The sequence below is a fragment of the Mesorhizobium qingshengii genome (genome assembly GCF_900103325.1).
Classification (GTDB): Bacteria; Pseudomonadota; Alphaproteobacteria; order Rhizobiales; family Rhizobiaceae; genus Mesorhizobium; species Mesorhizobium qingshengii.
Genome location: NZ_FMXM01000031.1, coordinates 1 through 18038, shown reverse-complemented (window position 1 = coordinate 18038; position 18038 = coordinate 1). Strand labels below are relative to the sequence as shown.

General features: G+C 60.5%; 16 protein-coding genes and 1 pseudogene. 6 read left to right on the top strand and 11 right to left on the bottom strand.

What is annotated here, in order from left to right; translation table 11 throughout:
- Positions 1-6 precede the first annotated feature (6 nt).
- Together BLS48_RS31205 and BLS48_RS31200 are read left to right on the top strand one after the other, a co-directional pair.
- A complete protein-coding gene (locus BLS48_RS31205) occupies positions 7-1002 on the top strand; it encodes an AAA family ATPase (protein WP_038654434.1) in 996 nt (331 codons plus the stop codon).
- 12 nt (positions 1003-1014) lie between these two features.
- A complete protein-coding gene (locus BLS48_RS31200) occupies positions 1015-3351 on the top strand; it encodes a S8 family peptidase (RefSeq protein WP_038654437.1) in 2337 nt (778 codons plus the stop codon).
- Positions 3352-3486: 135 nt separating this feature from the next.
- Here BLS48_RS31200 and BLS48_RS31195 read toward each other — a convergent pair whose 3' ends face one another.
- The 6 genes from BLS48_RS31195 to BLS48_RS31170 all read right to left on the bottom strand — a co-directional run bounded on the left by BLS48_RS31195 (position 3487) and on the right by BLS48_RS31170 (position 10760).
- Complete coding sequence (locus tag BLS48_RS31195) at positions 3487-5637, bottom strand: type IV secretory system conjugative DNA transfer family protein (protein ID WP_038654440.1); 2151 nt, start codon at positions 5635-5637, stop codon at positions 3487-3489.
- 12 nt (positions 5638-5649) lie between these two features.
- Positions 5650-6675, bottom strand: coding sequence for a P-type DNA transfer ATPase VirB11 (virB11, locus tag BLS48_RS31190; protein ID WP_038654443.1), 1026 nt, complete (start codon positions 6673-6675; stop codon positions 5650-5652).
- Positions 6672-8135 (bottom strand): type IV secretion system protein VirB10, encoded by a 1464-nt coding sequence (virB10, locus tag BLS48_RS31185; RefSeq protein ID WP_051726958.1) that lies wholly within the window; start codon positions 8133-8135, stop codon positions 6672-6674. The genes virB11 and virB10 overlap by 4 nt, the downstream gene beginning before the upstream one ends.
- Entirely contained in the window at positions 8135-8932 is a 798-nt protein-coding gene (locus BLS48_RS31180) for a TrbG/VirB9 family P-type conjugative transfer protein (protein WP_051726959.1), read from the bottom strand. Before BLS48_RS31180 ends, virB10 begins: the two co-directional genes overlap by 1 nt.
- The gene (locus BLS48_RS31175) at positions 8929-9648 is read right to left on the bottom strand and encodes a VirB8 family type IV secretion system protein (RefSeq protein WP_038654446.1); all 720 of its coding nucleotides are present in this window, start codon (positions 9646-9648) and stop codon (positions 8929-8931) included. Before BLS48_RS31175 ends, BLS48_RS31180 begins: the two co-directional genes overlap by 4 nt.
- Before the next feature lie 68 nt (positions 9649-9716).
- Complete coding sequence (locus BLS48_RS31170; RefSeq protein WP_038654449.1) at positions 9717-10760, bottom strand: TrbL/VirB6 family protein; 1044 nt, start codon at positions 10758-10760, stop codon at positions 9717-9719.
- Between the two features lie 12 nt (positions 10761-10772).
- On the opposite strand from BLS48_RS31170, the gene BLS48_RS35855 reads away from it, so the two are divergent.
- Positions 10773-10946: a hypothetical protein gene (locus BLS48_RS35855; RefSeq protein ID WP_167365320.1), complete on the top strand. Its 174-nt coding sequence runs from the start codon at positions 10773-10775 to the stop codon at positions 10944-10946.
- Here BLS48_RS35855 and BLS48_RS31165 read toward each other — a convergent pair.
- From BLS48_RS31165 to BLS48_RS31140, 5 genes are read right to left on the bottom strand one after another with little or no spacing between them, the layout of a single operon-like run.
- Positions 10943-11650, bottom strand: coding sequence for a type IV secretion system protein (locus BLS48_RS31165; RefSeq protein WP_244529983.1), 708 nt, complete (start codon positions 11648-11650; stop codon positions 10943-10945). The two genes, BLS48_RS35855 and BLS48_RS31165, sit on opposite strands and share 4 nt — an antisense overlap.
- A gap of 36 nt (positions 11651-11686) precedes the next feature.
- The gene (locus BLS48_RS31160; RefSeq protein ID WP_051726961.1) at positions 11687-12787 is read right to left on the bottom strand and encodes a transglycosylase SLT domain-containing protein; all 1101 of its coding nucleotides are present in this window, start codon (positions 12785-12787) and stop codon (positions 11687-11689) included.
- Between the two features lie 40 nt (positions 12788-12827).
- Positions 12828-15620 (bottom strand): VirB4 family type IV secretion/conjugal transfer ATPase, encoded by a 2793-nt coding sequence (locus BLS48_RS31155; RefSeq protein ID WP_244529981.1) that lies wholly within the window; start codon positions 15618-15620, stop codon positions 12828-12830.
- Positions 15524-15817 carry a TrbC/VirB2 family type IV secretion system protein gene (locus tag BLS48_RS31145; RefSeq protein ID WP_038654697.1) on the bottom strand — a complete coding sequence of 98 codons (294 nt, stop codon included), beginning with the start codon at positions 15815-15817 and terminating at the stop codon, positions 15524-15526. Before BLS48_RS31145 ends, BLS48_RS31155 begins: the two co-directional genes overlap by 97 nt.
- Before the next feature lie 34 nt (positions 15818-15851).
- A complete protein-coding gene (locus BLS48_RS31140; protein WP_208604700.1) occupies positions 15852-16400 on the bottom strand; it encodes a lytic transglycosylase domain-containing protein in 549 nt (182 codons plus the stop codon).
- A gap of 193 nt (positions 16401-16593) precedes the next feature.
- Between BLS48_RS31140 and BLS48_RS31135 the strand changes: the two genes are divergently transcribed.
- The 3 genes and pseudogenes from BLS48_RS31135 to BLS48_RS31125 all read left to right on the top strand — a co-directional run.
- On the top strand, positions 16594-17196 hold the full coding sequence (locus BLS48_RS31135) for a hypothetical protein (RefSeq protein ID WP_038654457.1): 603 nt from the start codon (positions 16594-16596) through the stop codon (positions 17194-17196).
- Positions 17193-17672, top strand: coding sequence for a thermonuclease family protein (locus tag BLS48_RS31130; protein WP_051726964.1), 480 nt, complete (start codon positions 17193-17195; stop codon positions 17670-17672). The genes BLS48_RS31135 and BLS48_RS31130 overlap by 4 nt, the downstream gene beginning before the upstream one ends.
- A gap of 59 nt (positions 17673-17731) precedes the next feature.
- A pseudogene (locus BLS48_RS31125) lies at positions 17732-18038 on the top strand (ISAzo13 family transposase); the annotation flags it as partial.

Below are 18038 nucleotides of genomic sequence, written 5' to 3'. Positions count from 1 at the left end.
TTTCTGATGGCTCGCGGTGAATTGATGAAGAAATTGCTGGCGAGCTATGGCCGCGACGATGAGTTTCGTGCGGTTGCTGAGCAGATAATCGTCGAGGAAGAGAAGAAGAACAACAAGGTTCTCGCACGCACTCTTCGCAAGACCCTCGAGAACGGTCCTTCGCCGAGCGGGCCCAGGTCCATGAAATCGCTCGCGCCACTCATCCCGTTTCCGGATGCCGCCAAGGATTTTGTCGAGCGTGTCGAGCCGACGCATACAACCAAAGACGTCGTGCTCAGCGCTTCCAACACCCGTGTCTTCATCGGTCTCCTCAAGGAATTCCGACGGGCTGAGGAAATCCGGCGCAAGGGTCTGCCTGTTCGGTCAAAGCTCCTGTTTTGCGGCCCGCCCGGTTGCGGAAAGACCGTATCGGCGGAGGTTTTCGCCGCTGAGCTCGGCCTGCCGATGTTTGCCGTCAAACTCGACCAGCTGATTTCCTCCTATCTTGGGGAAACCGCGAGCAATCTTCGGAAGATCTTCGACTTCGCTCGAAAGCAGCCTTGTGTTCTTTTTCTCGACGAGTTCGACGCATTGGCGCGGTCTCGCGATGATTCAAGCGAGCACAACGAGCTCCGGCGCGTCGTCAATAGCCTGCTCCTGTTCATCGACCGCCTCAGACCCCAGGGCTTCCTGATCGCTGCGACAAACCTGGACCACGCTCTCGACAGCGCGATCTGGCGGCGGTTCGACGAGGTGATCTGGTTCGACAAGCCCGATGAGCAGCTGATCGGCCGCTACCTACGCACAAAATTCCGAAATGTGTCGACGGCCTTCGATGTCGGAACGAAGGCTGGTGAACTGATCGGGTTATCCTACGCGGAGATCGAGCGCGTCTGCATCCAGGCGATAAAGTCGGCGGTCATCGAAAAGCGCAAGGACGTCAGGGAGCGGGATTTCAACGCCGCCATCCTCGACGAACAGCGTCGCAGAGCGGGTCGGTCGCGCCTCACCAGCCAGTCGTAGGAGGCCGCATTAATGGCCCGGTACGACCATTTGCAGCTCGCAAGGCTGCCGGAGCAACTCGAACGCCGCAAGCGCCCGGGCTTTGGTGCAGCACCGGAGCGCGACCGTCCTTATCACAGCCGCCGGATCACCGAGGAGCTCAACGATGCGGTCGCGGTTCAGCAGCGTCGGCGGCCTCCTGGGACGGTCAATCCATCCCTGATCCTTCGCGTCCGAATGACGGGTTCGCTGCTCGAAAGCGACTGGGAGGCTCTAGGCTTAACGGTGCTATCGAGCGACGCCGACCGAACTCTTGTCCTCTTTTCGTCAAACGACGAGTTGCGTGACTTCCGGGCGCGGATCGATGCCTATGGCGGTCCTATTCCCGCTGGCCAGGCGGGCGCTCCATATGCGAACTTCGTCGCCTCGATTGCATCGGTTGGGACGGTCGATCCGAGAGACCGGATTGGGGTGCGCCTGAGGGAAGAGGGCTACACCGGGCCCGAAGATTTCGACGCCGTCGGTGAGTTGGTCGCCGATCTGGAGCTCTGGGATCTCGGCCGACGTGACCTACGTCAGAGTAAACTTGGCGACATCGAAGCCTATGTGGTCGCTCGCGGCGGCGAATGGCTCGACGAGTATATCGGGCCGTCGATCACCATGGCGCGGATCCGCGCCAGCGGAGAGGTTTTTCGATCGTTGCTGTCGCTGGAGGACGTCGCGTCCATCGACCTTCCGCCGTCCCCGGACGTGGCAACTACAGAAGCCATGCGCCTCGAACTCGGCGAGCTGCCGGAGCGTGGGCCGGTCGGTGAAGACGCGCCGCTCATCGGCGTGATCGACAGCGGCGTCAATGATCATCCCCTAATCGAGGACATCCTCGTGGGCGCGATCGGCGTTCCCGAACGTCTGGGCACTGCCGACGAATGGGGGCATGGAACGCGCGTCGGCGGCGTGGCTGTATTCGGAGATCTTCGAGCTCAGCTTGCCGGCGGTGCCCTCGCGCGCGCGGCGCGTCTTTGTTCCGCCAAGGTCGTCAACGAACGCGGCAATTTCGATGAGCGGCGACTGGTGCCCTCTCAGATGCGAGAAGCGGTCATTGCGCTTCACGCTCGATTTGGATGCCGGCTGTTTGTCATCGCGCTGGCCGACCGCAAGCGCGTCTATGACGGTGGGAAAGTCGGAACCTGGGCCGCGACACTGGATGAACTCGCGCGCGAGCTCGATGTTGTGATCGTCGTCTCGGCCGGCAACCGTGCCCCGCGTGCCGGCAACAGGATCGAACAGGCCGTGACGGAGTATCCCCGCTACCTAACCGAAGAAGGCAATCGGCTTTTTGAGCCCGGCGGCGCCATCAACGTTGTGACGGTCGGGTCCCTCGCACATGGCAACGGGCTCGATGCGAGGCTCGGCGCAGAGGTTGCGGTGCGGCCCATCACGCAGGACGGCGAGCCGTCCCCATTTACCCGGGTCGGGCCCGGAGTGGAAGGGTCGGTCAAGCCGGATTTCATAGATCTCGGCGGTACGATGATTGTCGACCCTCTCGTTCAGAGACTGCGCGACGGCCGCGACGTCGCGAGCGCCGGTCTGCTGACGCTTCATCATCGCCCGATTGAGCAATTGATCACCAGCGGCTCGGGCACCTCCTATGCAGCGCCGATCGTCGCCTTCAAGGCAGCGCAGGTGCTGTCCCGGTTTCCAGAGGCGTCGGCCAACCTCGTGCGCGCACTGCTTGCTACCTCGGCGACTGTGCCTGAGGCTGCACACCAGCGTTTGTCGCCGTTGGGAGAGGACGCCATCCGGAACGTGTGTGGTTACGGGCAAATCAATCTTGAGCACGCCGCATTCTCCGATGACGCACGCGTCGTGCTCTATGCGGAAGACGAGCTGGCTATGGATCATTTCGCCATCTATGAGCTGCCGGTCCCAGCACTATTTCAGAGCACCAATGGCCGGCGCAGGATTCGTATTTCGCTCGCGTACGATCCGCCGGTCCGTCACAGTCGCAACGACTATGCCGGCGTCGGTATGAGTTTCCGCCTTGTGCGGGGATGCGAGCCGGCGCTGATTTCGGAACACTATCGCCGCCGGCCACGCGAAGAGGCGGTCCCCGACATCGCAAATCGTTTCCAGTGCAAGATGGTCCCCGGGCCGCAATCGAGGGAGAAGAGCACGCTCCAGTCGGCTACTGCGACATTCAAGACCGACATTTCGAACTACGGCGATCGTTATTACATCGTCGTTCGATGCGAAGCCGGGTGGGCGACGGAGCTCGACCGCCAACGGTTTGCCATCGTCGTGCAGGTCGCACACGAAGCCGAGATTCAAATCTACCAGCAGATCCGCCAGCGTATCCAGCTCCGCGGTTGAGCCGGTGAAGGCGGACATCGATATGCGCTCGATTGAGACCTCGGCACCGCCCGAAACGCGCGGCAATGTCCTCCGCCGCCATGACGAACAAGGTCACGGTAGACAATGATTTCTCCGCCGCATCGGAATGCTAGCCTACCCATCGACTAGATCAGGCAAAGCTTCTTCGACGATGCTCAGATTTCGATCGAAAGTCTCGGTGTCGGATGCATTGGCGCGCAGAGACCGCACCTTGTTCAGGATGGCCGAAACCGCCGCTTCTTTGTCGGGCGCTATGCGTGTTGTCACCGCTTTGGCTGCCAAAGCGGCAAAATCTATGACGGCATGACCTCCTACGGCTGCGGCGACTGTTACATTCAGCCGGTCTTTCACGATTGCGCGCCGGCCCGAAGGCGGAGCTATACGGCCTGCCTTTGCTGCAAATGTCGCGCCGCGCCGCAGCCGGGTCTTCTCAAGGCCTGAGCGGTACGTGGGTGCTGTCGGCACAATCGTCGGGAGCGCAGGAGATGGAACCGCCGCGGAAGCGTCCAATGCAGGGCTTTTCGTGCGCGAAGCGTCGGTGGAGGCGGGTAGGGGCATGAACGCGCGTTTGGCGAGCTGGCCGTCGGCGAAATAGAAATTGCGGGTGCCGAGGATCGGCAGTTCCCCACGCGGCAATATGATGACCTTGTTCTTGTCGAGCGTACGGATTTCATCTGGCCTCATCAAGGGCCGCCGCACTTCCTTACGGTGCTCCGAGCGCGTGTAATAGGTGTCGAACAACGTCGCCTTGGTGCGCGTCACGTCCTTTTGCACGTCCGACGTTTCGCCGAGCTGCTCGGAAACGTAACGCAGATCGTCCGCGTCCTGCGCACCGAAAAAGATCTGCACGCGAGCAGCGTTGATGAGCGTCTTGCGCCCTTCCTGGCGATAGATTTCGTCTACCGCCTTTAGCGACTGCACGAAAAACCACATCGAAACGCCGTTACCGCCAAGCACACTCGCCATTTCGGTCACGTTCTCGAGCTTGCCGAGGTTCTGGAACTCGTCGAGCAGCACAAGCACCGGATGCTCTTCCGGACGCGGCATGGTTTCCGACATGAAGTTCATCATCTGTGTAATCAGGACGTTGAACAACGGTCCAAGCGACGTGATCTGCTCGCGCCGTACGTCGAGATAGAGAGAGACCCGGTCGCGCTTGAGTTTGCGAATATCGAACGTGCTGCGCGAGGTAGCTCGCATCAGGCGCTCGTTGAGGAAGGGGGCCATGCCGGTCCGGACGCCCGCGTAGATTCCGGAAAACTGCCGCTCAGACATTTCGAAATACGGCAACAGGGTTTGCAGCGTAAAATGCGAACATTCGCGGCGGCGTTCCTCGCGCAGCGAGCCGATGAACTCCAGGAGCGGCTGCTCGGCGCCGTTCATGATCTCGAGGATTGTGGCAAAGGTCTTCTTCTCGTTCGGGATCGCAGTCGATTCCATGACGAAGGACGCGATGCCGGTAAAAAGCAGGCGGGCGTCGTTGACCCAATAGGGATCCGCGTTGGACGGGGGGCGCGGAAACAACGCCGCAGCGATGTTGCGAAGGTCGATGTCGCGCTGTGCTGAGTCCAGCGAGATGAAGTCCATCGGATTGTAGCATGCGGTATTGCCGTCCGGATCAGCTGGCGCGAAACGCACCACGCGGCTCATGGTCGAACGGTAACCGGCAGTCGCCGCATAGGTCTCGCCGCGCAGGTCGAGAACCACGAGCGAATGCGGCCAGGTCAAGGCGTTCGGGATGATGAGAGACGTGCCTTTGCCCGAGCGGGGCGGGCCGATGACGAAGCCGCCGATATCATCGCCATCGATCCACAATTTCTTGCCACCAATCAGCTTGCGCTGCGTCAAGCGGATTTTGCCGGAGCTGTGATCGCGGCTGGGCGACAGAATTTCGGTGAGCTTGCCGCCGGCGCGACCGACGAAGACGCCGCCCACTTTCGTCAGGCCGGTTTTTGATACGTCGCTCATGGTCATGAAGCGAGAGTCATTGCGCTTTCTCGGGCGCATGAGAAACAAGCTGACCAGTGGCAACAGAAACCCTAATGCGCCTGCTGCAACGGCGTATTGTACCCGGTCAAAATTCCTCACCATCGTGTCCGCCCAGGCCTGACGAACGACCGGCCAGGGATTGGCGTTCAGCTGGTCGAACAGGACGTGGGCGCCAGTCCGATACCAATCAGTCGCGGCATAGGCGACCGTGAAGAGCAGTGCGCCCAGGGCTAGCGCCATAAGCATCATGAAAATTGCTGTTGCGATTTTCTGCATGGGTGGGCCTCGCTAGATCGTCTCCGCCTTGGTGAACTTGATCTCGCTGATGCCGCGCCGGCCGCCTTCGGTGCGGACCATCTGGACGACCACCGGAATGACCTCGCGCAAATAGTCGAGGATTTCACTGCGTGAGAGCCCCGTACTGCCCTGCATGACCATGAGCGCCAGCCGCTCGTAGGCGGACCGGGCGGAATTGGCATGAACGGTCGTGAGCGAACCAGGATGGCCGGTGTTGATCGCCTGGAGAAACGCGAAGGTTTCAGCGCCGCGCAACTCGCCCAATAACAGACGGTCAGGTCGCATGCGAAGCGAGGCCTCGAGAAGCTGTTGCGCAGAGACTTTGGCGAGGCCCTGGTCGCCCTTTGAGGCTATCAGGGTGACGTTGTTGGGAGCCGGCAGCCTCAGTTCGCGAGTGTCTTCGATCGTGATGATCCGTTCATGAGCCGGGATCTCCTTCAAGAGTGCATTCAAAAACGTCGTCTTGCCGGTCGATGTACCGCCTGAAACGACGATCGAGACGCGGTTGCGCACCGCATACTGCAGGAAGTCCATCGGCGACGTGTCGTGCACCATTTCGACAAGTCGCTTTTCTTCGGTTGAAAGCGCCAGGCCGCTGCCGATCGCAGTATTCTCGAATGCGCCAAGATCCTTGTAGGCATCAAGGCTCATATCCATGATGACCTGCTTGCGGATTGAGATCGCCCCGCCTTCGGGAGCCGCCGGCGGCAAGATGCATTGGATGCGCTCGCCCGAGGGTAGCGCGGCAGACAGGACCGGCTTTTCTTCGTTGATGACCTGATTTGTCGCCGAGGCGACGCCCGTCGAGATATGCCTAATCCAGCCGGGCGTAACCTCGCGCTTGACGATGTGCTCCATTTCCTTGGCGCCGAGGCGTTCGATGAACAATTCACCCGGCCTGTTGATCGCAATCTCGGAAACTGAGTCTTCGTTCAAATAGGACCATATTGGCTCCAGATGAGCACGCAGGACCGGGGCTCTTGCCCAAGGGTCGGGGAGGGGATGCACGGCGTTCATTTCACCGGGCTCCCATAGCCAGGATAAAAATGATCCTTTGGCGTCGCGTAAAGAGGCGTCGGATCAATCGCGGTCTTCGGCCGCCCACCTGCCTTCATTCGTGCAACTTCTTCCTGAACGGGATCGGCGTACAAATCCGAGAAATCGAGATCTCGCCGCACCAGCACGACAACTGATGTGCCCTGGTCGATGTAGACTGTCGGGCCAATGTTCTGCGTGTCGCGAAACGCCTCTTGCGCAAGTTGCTGCAGGGCGGTCGATGACTTGTCAAAGGCGATGCTGCGGGCATCGCGCTGCGAGCCATTGTCACCATAAGTTACGGTTGTGGTCTCACCGGTTACGGGATCGATTGTCGACACCTGGCGCTGTTGTCCATCCTGGCTGCTGTCGCCAAGCGAGGACAGATATTCAGAGACGCCGCCAACGACGGAAAGCATGATGGCGTTGCCGTACCGTTCAACCCAGTGCGTATCGACACGGCCGCCCATGCCGCCGCGGCCGAGCGCGTCTGCACCGGGTGACTTGATATCGACGGAAATGCCGTCCGAGCGGATGACCCTGTTCCAGACGATGAAAACCCGCTTCTGACCGCGCGCAAGCCCCGAGCGATATTCCCCGGTCAGTCGCGAGCCTTTCGGAATGAGGATCCGCCTGCCGTCGAGCGAGAAGACATTTTCACGCACGACAGCGCGTACGGCGCCGGGAAGGTCGGTGTTAACAGCGGTTTCCAGATAGCCGCGAAGGATCGTTCCTTCAGGGATCAACGCATCGGTGCGTCGGAAGGCCCTGGCTTTGACGATACCGGAAGAACTTGCCTCAGACTGCGCTAGGAATGCCTTGTTGGGGTCAGTGTCGGCGCCGGGGACCGGAACGATCTGACCGTCGGGCGCGATTTCGACCTGTCCTGCCTGGGCGCCGGCATTCGTCGACCCGTTTTCATCATTCGTCACCATCTGGTTCGACCGCAGGCGTTCCCACACTGCCTTTTCGTGCTCGGCGGCCTCGGCCTTGCGGCGAGCCTCGTCCTCAGCCGCGGCCTTGCGGCGGGCTTCTTCCGCCTCGGCCTTGCGACGAGCCTCCTCGGCCGCCATTTGCGCCTCCAGTGCCCGCCGCTGCGCATCAAGGTCGGCGCCCTCCTGCACGGTCTGATCGACATTGTCAGCCTGCTGCGTGCCATTCTGCTCGGCGGCCGGTGGCGGCACCACGATCTGGTCGATCGTGCCGTCGGCAGGTTGAGGCGGCTCGTTCAACGCCGGTGGACGAAACTCCGGCGGGTTGAAGTTTTCCTCGTCCTCGCTGCGAAGATCGCGCGATACCGGCTCCCGAGGCCAGTTCAGCCATATCAGCGCGCCTACTAGCACCACGCCGAGGCTGACCAGCGCGATTCTCGTAGCCACACCCGCACCACGGCGCGCGACCGTTGGGCTGCCGTCCAGTTGGTTATAATCGATCTGCGTCATCAGCGCCCTCCGCTGGATCCGAACAGGGTGGAACCGCTTGTCAGTTTCGTTGGACCGTAGACTTGCTCGACGGGATCGATGGCGTTGGGTCGCGCGCGGTTGTACAGGCAGAGCGTCTTGCCATCGGCTCGCAAGGTGAATTGCCGTGCGACCTTGTCGATGACGGTGTATTTGCCCTGCGTGCGAACGTTGACCAGCGACTCATGGCGCTTGTCGTCGACAACAAAAATCGCCGGAATGTCACCCTTGAACTCCAGAAACACCTTCGTGCCGTCGTCGAATACGGTGCGCGGCTTCAAGCTGTCGTCGCCCTTGTAGGCATAGTCGTAGTTGAGATCGGCATAGTTCAGATCCTTCAAATCCGGATCGGCAGCGCTCTCCTTGGCCTGTGAGAGCAACCGCGCGTTGATATCCTCGTCCGGGTATTTGAACCGGACCTGGAAGGATGCCCGGTCCCGGTCATTGTCAGTAGCCTGCAGCAGCAGGGAATAGACGCGCCGGTTGGTGACAACGTTGACATTGGTCCAAGCATCGCGCTCCAGCGGCTTGATGAAGAGGAATCGTGATCCGCGTTTGGGGATGATCGACCAGCCTTTCGTGTCGCCGGCGGAGACGGTTTCGATGACTTCGGTCGGGCTGAGCTCGACCATCGTCGAAATGCCGAGAGCTGCACGCACCGACGTCACGTCGTCATTGTTGAAGGTGACGTATCGGATGCGGCCGTCGCGTGCGGCCGCGCCATGAATTGTGCCGAGCAGAAGGGCGGCCGACAGGGTGAGGCCCGCGCGCCATCTCATTGCAGGCTCCCGGCGGCCGGCGCCGATTCCTGGTCGCGGCGGTAATCCGTAACCTGAAATCCCAGCGGGTTGTCGAAACGCCATTCGTTCTTGAGCGGCGTCGAGGTGTAGCGGAATTTTATCACCGCCACCCAATTGTCGGCCGTGGACGAATTGTCCCGACGCGTCGTCGTGGCAAAGCGCACCGAGGCTGTGTTGCGATTGAGCAGGGAAACGGACTTGATCTCGACCGATATGGTGACATTGCTGCCATAGGTCTTGTCTAGCGATTGCGGATTTGCGGGCGTGAAAGCCCAAGTCAAATCCTTGGACGCCGCATCGGTGGAGTAGAGCTGCGCCAGGTCGTAATTCTGTTTCAGTTCACGGGAATCGTAAGTTTCGCGGGCCCTGATGTAGCGCACCAGATTGGCCGCCGTGACGGCTTCGTTCTGGGACAAATCTCCAGGCTTCAGCGCGCGCATGATCTCGAGGTAGCCCGTCGATTTGTCGACCTCCACAACATACGGCTCGAACTGCCGGAGCGGCAGGATCAGCACGAGCGCCAGCAGCGACAACACCGCCACCAGTCCGGAAACGCCGCTGACGATCCATGCCAATGTACGCGATCGCCGCATTGACCTGTGCGTGTCGTCTTCCCAGGTCGCGCCTGCCTTGTAATAGCGTTTGTCGACGAGTTCGCTGCTGCTGTTAGCAGTCGTTTCCGATGGTGTTGACACTTTACTATTGCCTCGTTTGCGCGACGCAATCCTGATCTAGGGCCGCGATCGATGATCGTTCTTGTGTTCTAGGCCAGAGGCCTGGCGTTATCGCGCGCACCTTGCTGGATGGCGGACCGAGTTGCGGCATCGGCCCTTGCTGCTCGCGGAGATCGGAAGTTGTTTGCCGCGAGCTGCCGGGCGCCCCGAGCGGCGCGGCCGGCGGCCCATCGAGCACCGGAGTAGCGCACGGCGTTTCTGCCGAACCTCCCATACGAGTAGCGGGCGCCCACGGTGCTCAGATACCCGCCGCCATTTAGGATCGAAGCAATCGATGGGATCTGCATGAGAACGTAGATCCCGATGATCGTCACCAGCACCAAGGGCAGCACCAGCGACATCTTACTGTCCATGGTCGCTCCACCGGACGTGGCGGTGTTCAGCGCCGCGTTTACGAGCGAGAAGTAGAAGCCGAGAAAGCCGTAGATCAGGACTTGCTGAATCATCAGGAAGGTCGTGAGCGAAAGGAAGCCTTCGCTCATGCGCGAGGACCAGCGGTAAAGCCAGAGAATGATCCATATCGGCGCCAAGGCCAGTGTGATGAACAACATCACTTTGGCGGCGATGATTGCGGCAATGGCAAGCGCTGCGAAGATGATGGCTGAAAGCAGAACGAGCAGCGACAGCAGCGCGCCAAAAATGTCGTAGAAGGATCCGCTATAGACCTGATTGGCGACGTCCTGTGCCCCTTGGTAGAGATTGTCGATAAGCGCTGGAATTGCCGCCTGGTCGCTGAGCTGATTGCCGGTGGCTCGCGACACGGCGCCGACGATCACTTTGCCGACCTCATCTGGAATGCTTTGCACGAGCTGATAGATCGTCGCGGAAAATGTGCCCCATCCGGTCAGCAGCATATAGATGATGACGGCGCGGCCGAGGCGATAGGCCGCTTCGAGCGGCGAGATCGACTCTCGCCCGCTCAGGATCGAATAGCCCCACCACACGATATAGAGGGTGAGCATGAGGGTGAAGACGTTGCCCATCGCATTGCCCAACTGCATATAGACGGTGCGGACGAAGTCCTCGCCGATGTTGTCAATGCCACCGAGAATGCTTTCGGCAAGACCGTTCATGGATCCTCGTCAATGATGCTGGCGAACGGCGTTGAATTGACCGGCTTCAGCGGGCCGCATTCGTCGACGTCGGCATACGCCAAAGGCCCGCACGGCGCTTTCAGTTCGCGATTAGCGCATCCGAAAAGCACTGCGCCGAGCCCAATCACAGCGCAGATGCGCAACGCCCGCCTCGACAAGCGCTAGCCTCCGCTCTTGCCAAATTCCGCGAACGGATTGACGTTGCGCGGCGTCATCATCTTCTGCACCTGGCTCTGGCGAAGAAGATCTCCCTTCAGCTTCTCATTCAGGGCCGCGACCGCGCCATTCTGGACGCCGATCAATTCGTTGACCGCGCGCGCGTTTTCCAGCTGCATCCGTGTGTTCTGGTCCACCGATCCCTTGACGTCCTGCGACTGCCCAATCTGCCCGCTCGCGGACTGCAGGGACTGTTGGCGCTGGGTGACGCCCTGCGAGGCCTGCGACGTCAGCGCGCTTAGCAGCGAGGCCACGTTGACGCTGCCGCCGTAGGCTGAGTTGACGGCGCTCGTCTCCTTGCCGGCAATCTGCTGGAGCTGCTTTACCAGCTGCAGCCCATTGATGACGGCGCCAGCGATTTTCTGGATTTCGGGCGACAGGCCACCAAACGAAAGTGCGCCGCCGTTCAGGATCGATCCGAATGACGGAGCCTGGGCAATCGACATATTGCCGCCGAGGCCCATTTGTCCAATCCCGAGCGAACCGTCACGACTGCCGCTGAGAGCCTGCAGGATCTCTTGGCTCTTTCTCAGAATATCCTTGTTCGAATCCATGATGGAGTTGGTGTTCTCCGCATTCTTGCGGGCGACATCGAGATTGGCGCCATCGATGACGGCAATCTGTGCAAAGCCCGCGCTCGTCCAAAGCGCCATGCCGGTAGCAATCGCGAATTTCTTCATGTCAGCCTCCTATTGCTGTAGAGAATCGATCACGCTGGCAGCGCCGGCAGGATCACTGGTGATGACCATCGAGCGGCTGTCGGCCGAGCCTGCCCTCGCGTTCTCAACCGCGCATGGCAGCCACCGGCCGCGATCGATCTTCAATCGTTCCAGTTCCGCGGGATCACAAGAGAATGGGTTTGGAGAGCCGCTCTTGGGCTGTTGCACCAGCTTGGACGACTGCGATGCCTGAACATTCTGCAACGATAGAAGTTGGGCCAGCAACGCCGTAAAATCCCCGGCCTGGGCGAGGTATTGGTTGGTGACATCGGCGTTGATCCCACGAGCCGACGAGTTCAGCTCCCAAGCGTCCTTGTATTCGGTCACCTGGCCAACATTGCCCGCCAGCGCGTCGATTGCCGCGTCGTTGGCGCCCATCTGCGATGAGCTTGCATCGAGGCCGCCAGCCGCCTTCCTCACCGTGCCCATAGCCGCGTCCTGGGCCGTGCCGCCTGCGCCGTCGGCCGTTACGATCGAGAATGGTGGCGGCGCGGCGGCCGGAGCCTTGCCGCTCGATACATATTCGTTGAAGTAGCTGTTCCAACGGCCGACGCCGCCGGCCCACTGGCTTTGCTCGCCTGCGTTCGATCCGTTGTAGAAGGAGGCGAGACAGCTATAGTTCGTCGCCCCGCATTGCTTCACGCCCATTCCGAGATATTTGACGCCGCCTTCGACATTCTGCTCGTTCACGTCACGGTCAAGTCCCATGGACTTACCGGTGCCCTTGGTCAGCTGCATGACGCCTTTGACGCCGGTGTGGCTCCCGGCGCACGTGTCGAAGCGCGATTCCTGATAGGCAACGGACAGCGCCAGGCCTTCGGGCACGCCGTATTTCTGCGCATAATAGCGGATCATCTTCACGTTGCCCGCGTCGCGCTGCAACGCTTCGGCAGGCGACCTGCGAAACATCTGTGAGCGGTATTTGTTCGAGTAGGTGCAGACGACGCTTTTCTTCTTGTCGGTTTCGTCCCTCTTGGCCTCATCCGACTTCGTACTGTGCTGCTCGTCCTCTTGCCGCTTGTCGAGGTTCGGTCCGTCGATGACCGCGATCTGAGCGACAGCTGCGGTCATGCTTCCCGCTGTCCCGAGAGCCACGGCCAGACAGGCGCTGCTAAGCCGCTTCGTCATGCTCGTCCTCCCATCCGCAGAAGTATGGCAACCACATCTCCGGCTCGTCGCCGAAGGTTTCCCGCAGCCGTGCGCATTCCTTGCTGTTGGCTTCGTTCGAGGACAACACCTTGATAAGATCGGGCATTGCCGACAAATCGAGCCTAGCTACGATCGAGTCGCTGTCGTGCTTGACGAGGAAGGTGCGTGTTTCCTTCGCGGTTCGGCGCACGAACTCGAATTCCTTCGCTGTAAGCGAGAAGCGCTCCATGTAGGACTCCTTGCTCGCCTTCGGGTTGGGGAAGAAAATGTTGGTCTTCGTTTGCTCGATCAGTGACGACGAGATGGAGGAACTGACGACGTCTTCGGCTGTCTGCGTGCCGAAGCCGACCACGCCGTTGCGGCGACGAATGGTCTTCAGCGTCTCGTTGATGAAAGCGGCGAAAACCTCGTCGTCCAGCAGCTTCCAACCTTCATCGAGGAAGAGCATGATCGGCGAGCCGTCGATGACGTCTTCCAGACGATGGAAGATGTAGAGCAACGCCGCCGAGCGCAGCTTGCGATCGCCCAGGATCTTCGTCATGTCGAACCCGACAACGGGCTTCGAGAAATCGACTAGATCGACGGGATTGTTGAAAAGCCAGCCCTTGTCCTTCGGGTCGAGCCAGGGCTCTATCCGCGCGGCCAGATCGTTCATGCCAGGCATGAGCGAGCCCCGTAGCACTTCCGGCAGCAAATCGAAGGTCCGCTGTTCGCGCGGAATCTTGTAGACCATGTCGACGGCGGCGTTAATGACGCGCATCTCCGCCACGTCCAGCGCGCCGCCTTCCGGCGTCAGAATGTAGAGGAGCAAATCTTCCAGGAAAGAACGGTTTTCTGCCGTGTCATCAAGCTGCAATGGCGCGAACCCGGTTGGCTGAGAAGGTTCCATCACCTCGTAGCGACCGCCGAGCGCCCGAACGAAAATTTCAGCGCCGCGCATATAGTCGAAATAGACACATCGTGGCCGGGGCGTGATGCGCATGGACTGCGCCATCAGGAATGACAGCACCACGGTCTTGCCCGAGCCGGTCGGGCCGAACACCGTGAAGTGCCCGACATCGTGAACGTGGAAATTGAAATAGTAAGCCGTCTGGCTGGTCGTCTCGAGCAAAGCGATAGGGCGTTTCCAATGCAGCCGCTCGCGTTGGCCGGACGGGAAATTGTGTCCTGAAAAAAGACCGGCGAAATTTAGCGACGAGATCAACGCACGTCGCGCGATGTAGCTGAAATTTCCCGGCAGCTGCGCCCAGAAGGCCAATTCCGTGTTCAGAGTCTCGCGGACCGGTACGATCGACATGCGCGAAAGCTCGGCCGTGATGTCGGATAGCGCACGGTTGAGCCCAGTCATGTCCTGCGCCAATGCCATGACGCTCATGTGATGTTGTCCGAAGACGACTTCGCCGCCGGCCAGCTTGTCGGCGCCGTCGTGGACGGAATCCTCGACCGTCGTGCCCGCCTCGTCGGAACCCTCAACCTGGTTGGCGATGGTGTTGATCCTGCGCATCGCCGTTACACGGTCTTCGATCGCGAAACTTTGCGTCAGAATAAACTCATGCGGCAAGCGCAACAGACCGTCCAAAGAGCCCGGTGCGGTGAACGGTGGGTATTCCTTGATTGACACGATGGCGCCGAGCTTGGCTTGGTCCGGACCCCGAAGTTCCAGCGCCGACTTGCCGAAAAACAGCTGCCGCGTCGCCAGAACATCGCCGAGGGACATGCGCGGCAAAGGCATTTCCACCTCGATGCCGCCCGCGAGGATCTTCGCCAAAAATTCCGCAGGCTCGGAAAAGAAGCTGTCGCGGCGCTTCACGACACCGAGAAGACGCCCCCCATAAGCGGTGAAATCCTTGACCATCCCGTCAAGGGTGTCATGCAGTTCGGCAATTGCCTCTTCGCGGGTTTCTTCGCCGGCGGTGCTGACGCGGAATGCATTGAGCGCCTTGTCCACCCAGCCGACCCGGCCGACCATCGGACGGCGTATGACCGTCAGATACGCCTCGTTGACGAAAAGGTTTTTCGACCCAAGCTCATCCATGTAGCGGGCGTCGAGCTCGGCCACGAAAGGATTGTCAAAGTCGCCTTCGATCTCCGGCGTCACGTGGCGGCGGATCATCGTTGTGTAGACCGCAAAGCGAGAGGTCGAGAGATTGCGGAACGTGGTGTTGCGGTTGAACATTCGGCTGTTCAACTCGGCCTGGTCCATCGTTTGGAACGGCAGGCCGCTGAGCTGGATGGCGCCGACCAGAAAGCCGCTCTTCGTCACGATTAAATTGTCATCGACATGGCGAAGGTAGGGGATGTGCATCGCCGCGGGCTTTTCGCGGCGGCGCTCACGGCCGAATTTCAGGTCGGCGTCGAGGCTCATGGCGAATAGCTCCTCGCGCCCCAAAAAGTAAGGTTCGCCACCGCTCCGCGTTTGGAGATGCGCCGCTCGAAAATATGAAACATGTAGGGGTCGCGCTGGCACAGATATGCGCTGACCAGATGCACCACGCCGAACACGCCAAGACCGAGGATGAAGCTGCTCGTGGCGATAAAGGCGATCACCGCCAGGATGCCGTTCAGCGCGAAAACCTCGTAGCGCACCCCCCATTTCATCGGGGGGCGTGTCAGGGGCAGGCTGACCGGCTCGACATAGACTTCCTCGTCGTCCATGCCTCAGCTGCCTCCCGCGGTCGCGCGAACCGCATCCACCAGTTGGGCAGCGCCGAAGATCAGAGCGATGCCGATGATGATGGAAAAAGCCATCATCCACGCCAGCCGGCCCGTCATGGCGAGGAAGCCGAGAAAGCAGACCGCGATGATGGCGAATGAGCGCGCTATGTTGCCCTGCAGAACTCCGACGAACCACTCAAGCACGTTTTCGACTGGTGCCGCCGACTGGGCGTACGCGGTGGCTGGCGCGAGCGCTATTCCGACCGCCGAGGCCAAGGCCAGTTTCAGGGCAAACATGCCCGCTTTCCTGTATTCCACCCTTTGGCTCCTTTCAGTTGCCGAAATCCATGACATGGCCATCCTGCCAAGCGTCCCCGTTTGCTGGCGGAGTGGCCGCGAGCATTTCGGAGGTGGGCAGGGTGGACTTCTTCACGACACCGCCGAACTTCCAGCGGTTCAAGATTTTCACGATGTATTCAGCCGTCTCCGGATTCACCGGAATCCCTTGCGCCTTGTAGACGCTGTTGGGCCCGGCGTTGTAAGCCGCAAGCATCAGCAGCGGATCCTGGAACTCGTCATAGAGTGACTTGAGATAGCGAAGGCCAGCCCGGACATTTGCCTGCGTATCGCACCGGTCCCGCACGCCGAGACCGGCCGCCGTGGCCGGCATCAGCTGCATGATCCCCAGGGCTCCGGCCTTAGACGGACCCTGACTGGCGCCGAGATCGCTTTCAGCCCATGCAATCGCCTCGGCCAGATCGGCGTCGAACCCTTCGTCTTGCGCGATGGAACGCACAAGTTGGGAGACCTCTGCACGATTTCCGGCCTTACACGCCCCCGGCCTTTGCGCCCCGACGGCGGCAAGGACTTGCGCCGGCATTGCAAAGGCGACTGCTACGCGGTCTGATGCCCGGTCTTGGCCGTGCGCCACGAAGGGCATTGCAGCGCCACACAGGGTGAGCAGGAGAGCTGTTCGAGTGTTCATACTGTCGCCAAAATTTAACACTTTACTATGGCTACACGCAGCCCTAGTAAAGTGTCAACACGATATGCACCGCAGGGACGAATTTCGAATGAAACAGATTGCCCTTTGCACGGTTTTGCTGCTCCAGGGTGCCGTGGCTTATGCCGCCGGCGCCGACGCCCCAAATGCCTTCGCGCAGCCGTCGGAGCGCTACCTGCTCCAGTTTGCGAAGCCGGGCGAGAAGGTGTTCGTCTATGAGCGCTACGATGCCAAAGGCGCGCTCTTTCAGCGCGATGCGGCGACCCTCATCGCGCCGGTCAAGGTGCCGTCGGCGACCGAGCGCGTCATCAACGGTGTGACGTATCGACTGCGCGGCCTTGCGGCCTGCCCAAAACCAAAGATTACCTACAAGACGCAGGAGTGGGACTGCACGAAGGCGGCGCAGGACTATGAAGAAGGAATCTACAACGATCGTGCTTCTGTCGTGCTTTGCAAAACACTTGTGCTGCAGAGCAGGAGGGGCGAACCCGACGCCGTGTCGTGTTTCTCTCTCGTGGGTGCCGGCAACACAAACGACCCGTACAACGTCGCCTACGACGATGACGAAATGGTTTTCTTCCAAATGGCGGCCATCGGACGCAACAAGGACGGCAAGTCCCTGCGCCCCGATCTGGAGCACTCCGCCGAGCTCGGTGGACAGTTCCAGGAATGAAACAGGCGAGCTTTGCAGCGCTGGCGGCATTCTCGGTATGCGTATCGGCACAGGCGCAGGATGCTTCCGATTCCGCCGCTCCCTTCGTGGTATCGAAGTCAGCTCAACTGCTGACCGGAGATACCTGGCGCGAGGGAAATCACATTTTCCGGCTCTATGGCATGCAGTCATGTCTTCGAGGCACGTGGGCTGAACAGCCAAATGGGAACAAACTCGATTGCGGGAACATCTCGCTGGCGCACCTCGCTGCCCTATTCGATAGCGCCTCGGTAACATGCCAGCCAATCGGCTACGCCCTCGATAAAGCGGTCTTTGTCGTGTGCGGCGCGCAGATGAATGGCGAAACAATCGACGTTGGCACCGCGCTCATAGCGACCGGATACGCGTTTGCCGCAACGACAGCAAAGGGCAAAGTCGTCAATGAGAGCTACCTCGTCGCGGAAATCAACGCTAAGGACACGTCGATAAATTGCTGAATCGATAAAGCTCGTTTTGGGGGATTCCGAAATCCTGCGTTGCTTTGTAGACATGGGCGGTGATCGATGTCGCCGCTATAAAGCTCCGCTATGATGCGGTTAGCCCCGTGCTGGACGAGCGTGGTCGTCGCCGCTTTGCGGCGGCGGAAGCGCTCACCGCGGGCTGGGGCGGGATCGCGGCGGTGTCCGCGGCAACGGGGATCGCGCGTAGCACCATCGGATATGGATTGCGGGAACTGCGCGGCGCGGCGCCGGATTCAGCTCTTGGCGGCATCCGGCGCAAGGGTGCCGGACGCAAACCTTTGACGCAGACGGATCCGACACTTCTCAGCGACCTGGAAAGGCTTGTCGACCCCGCCACGCGTG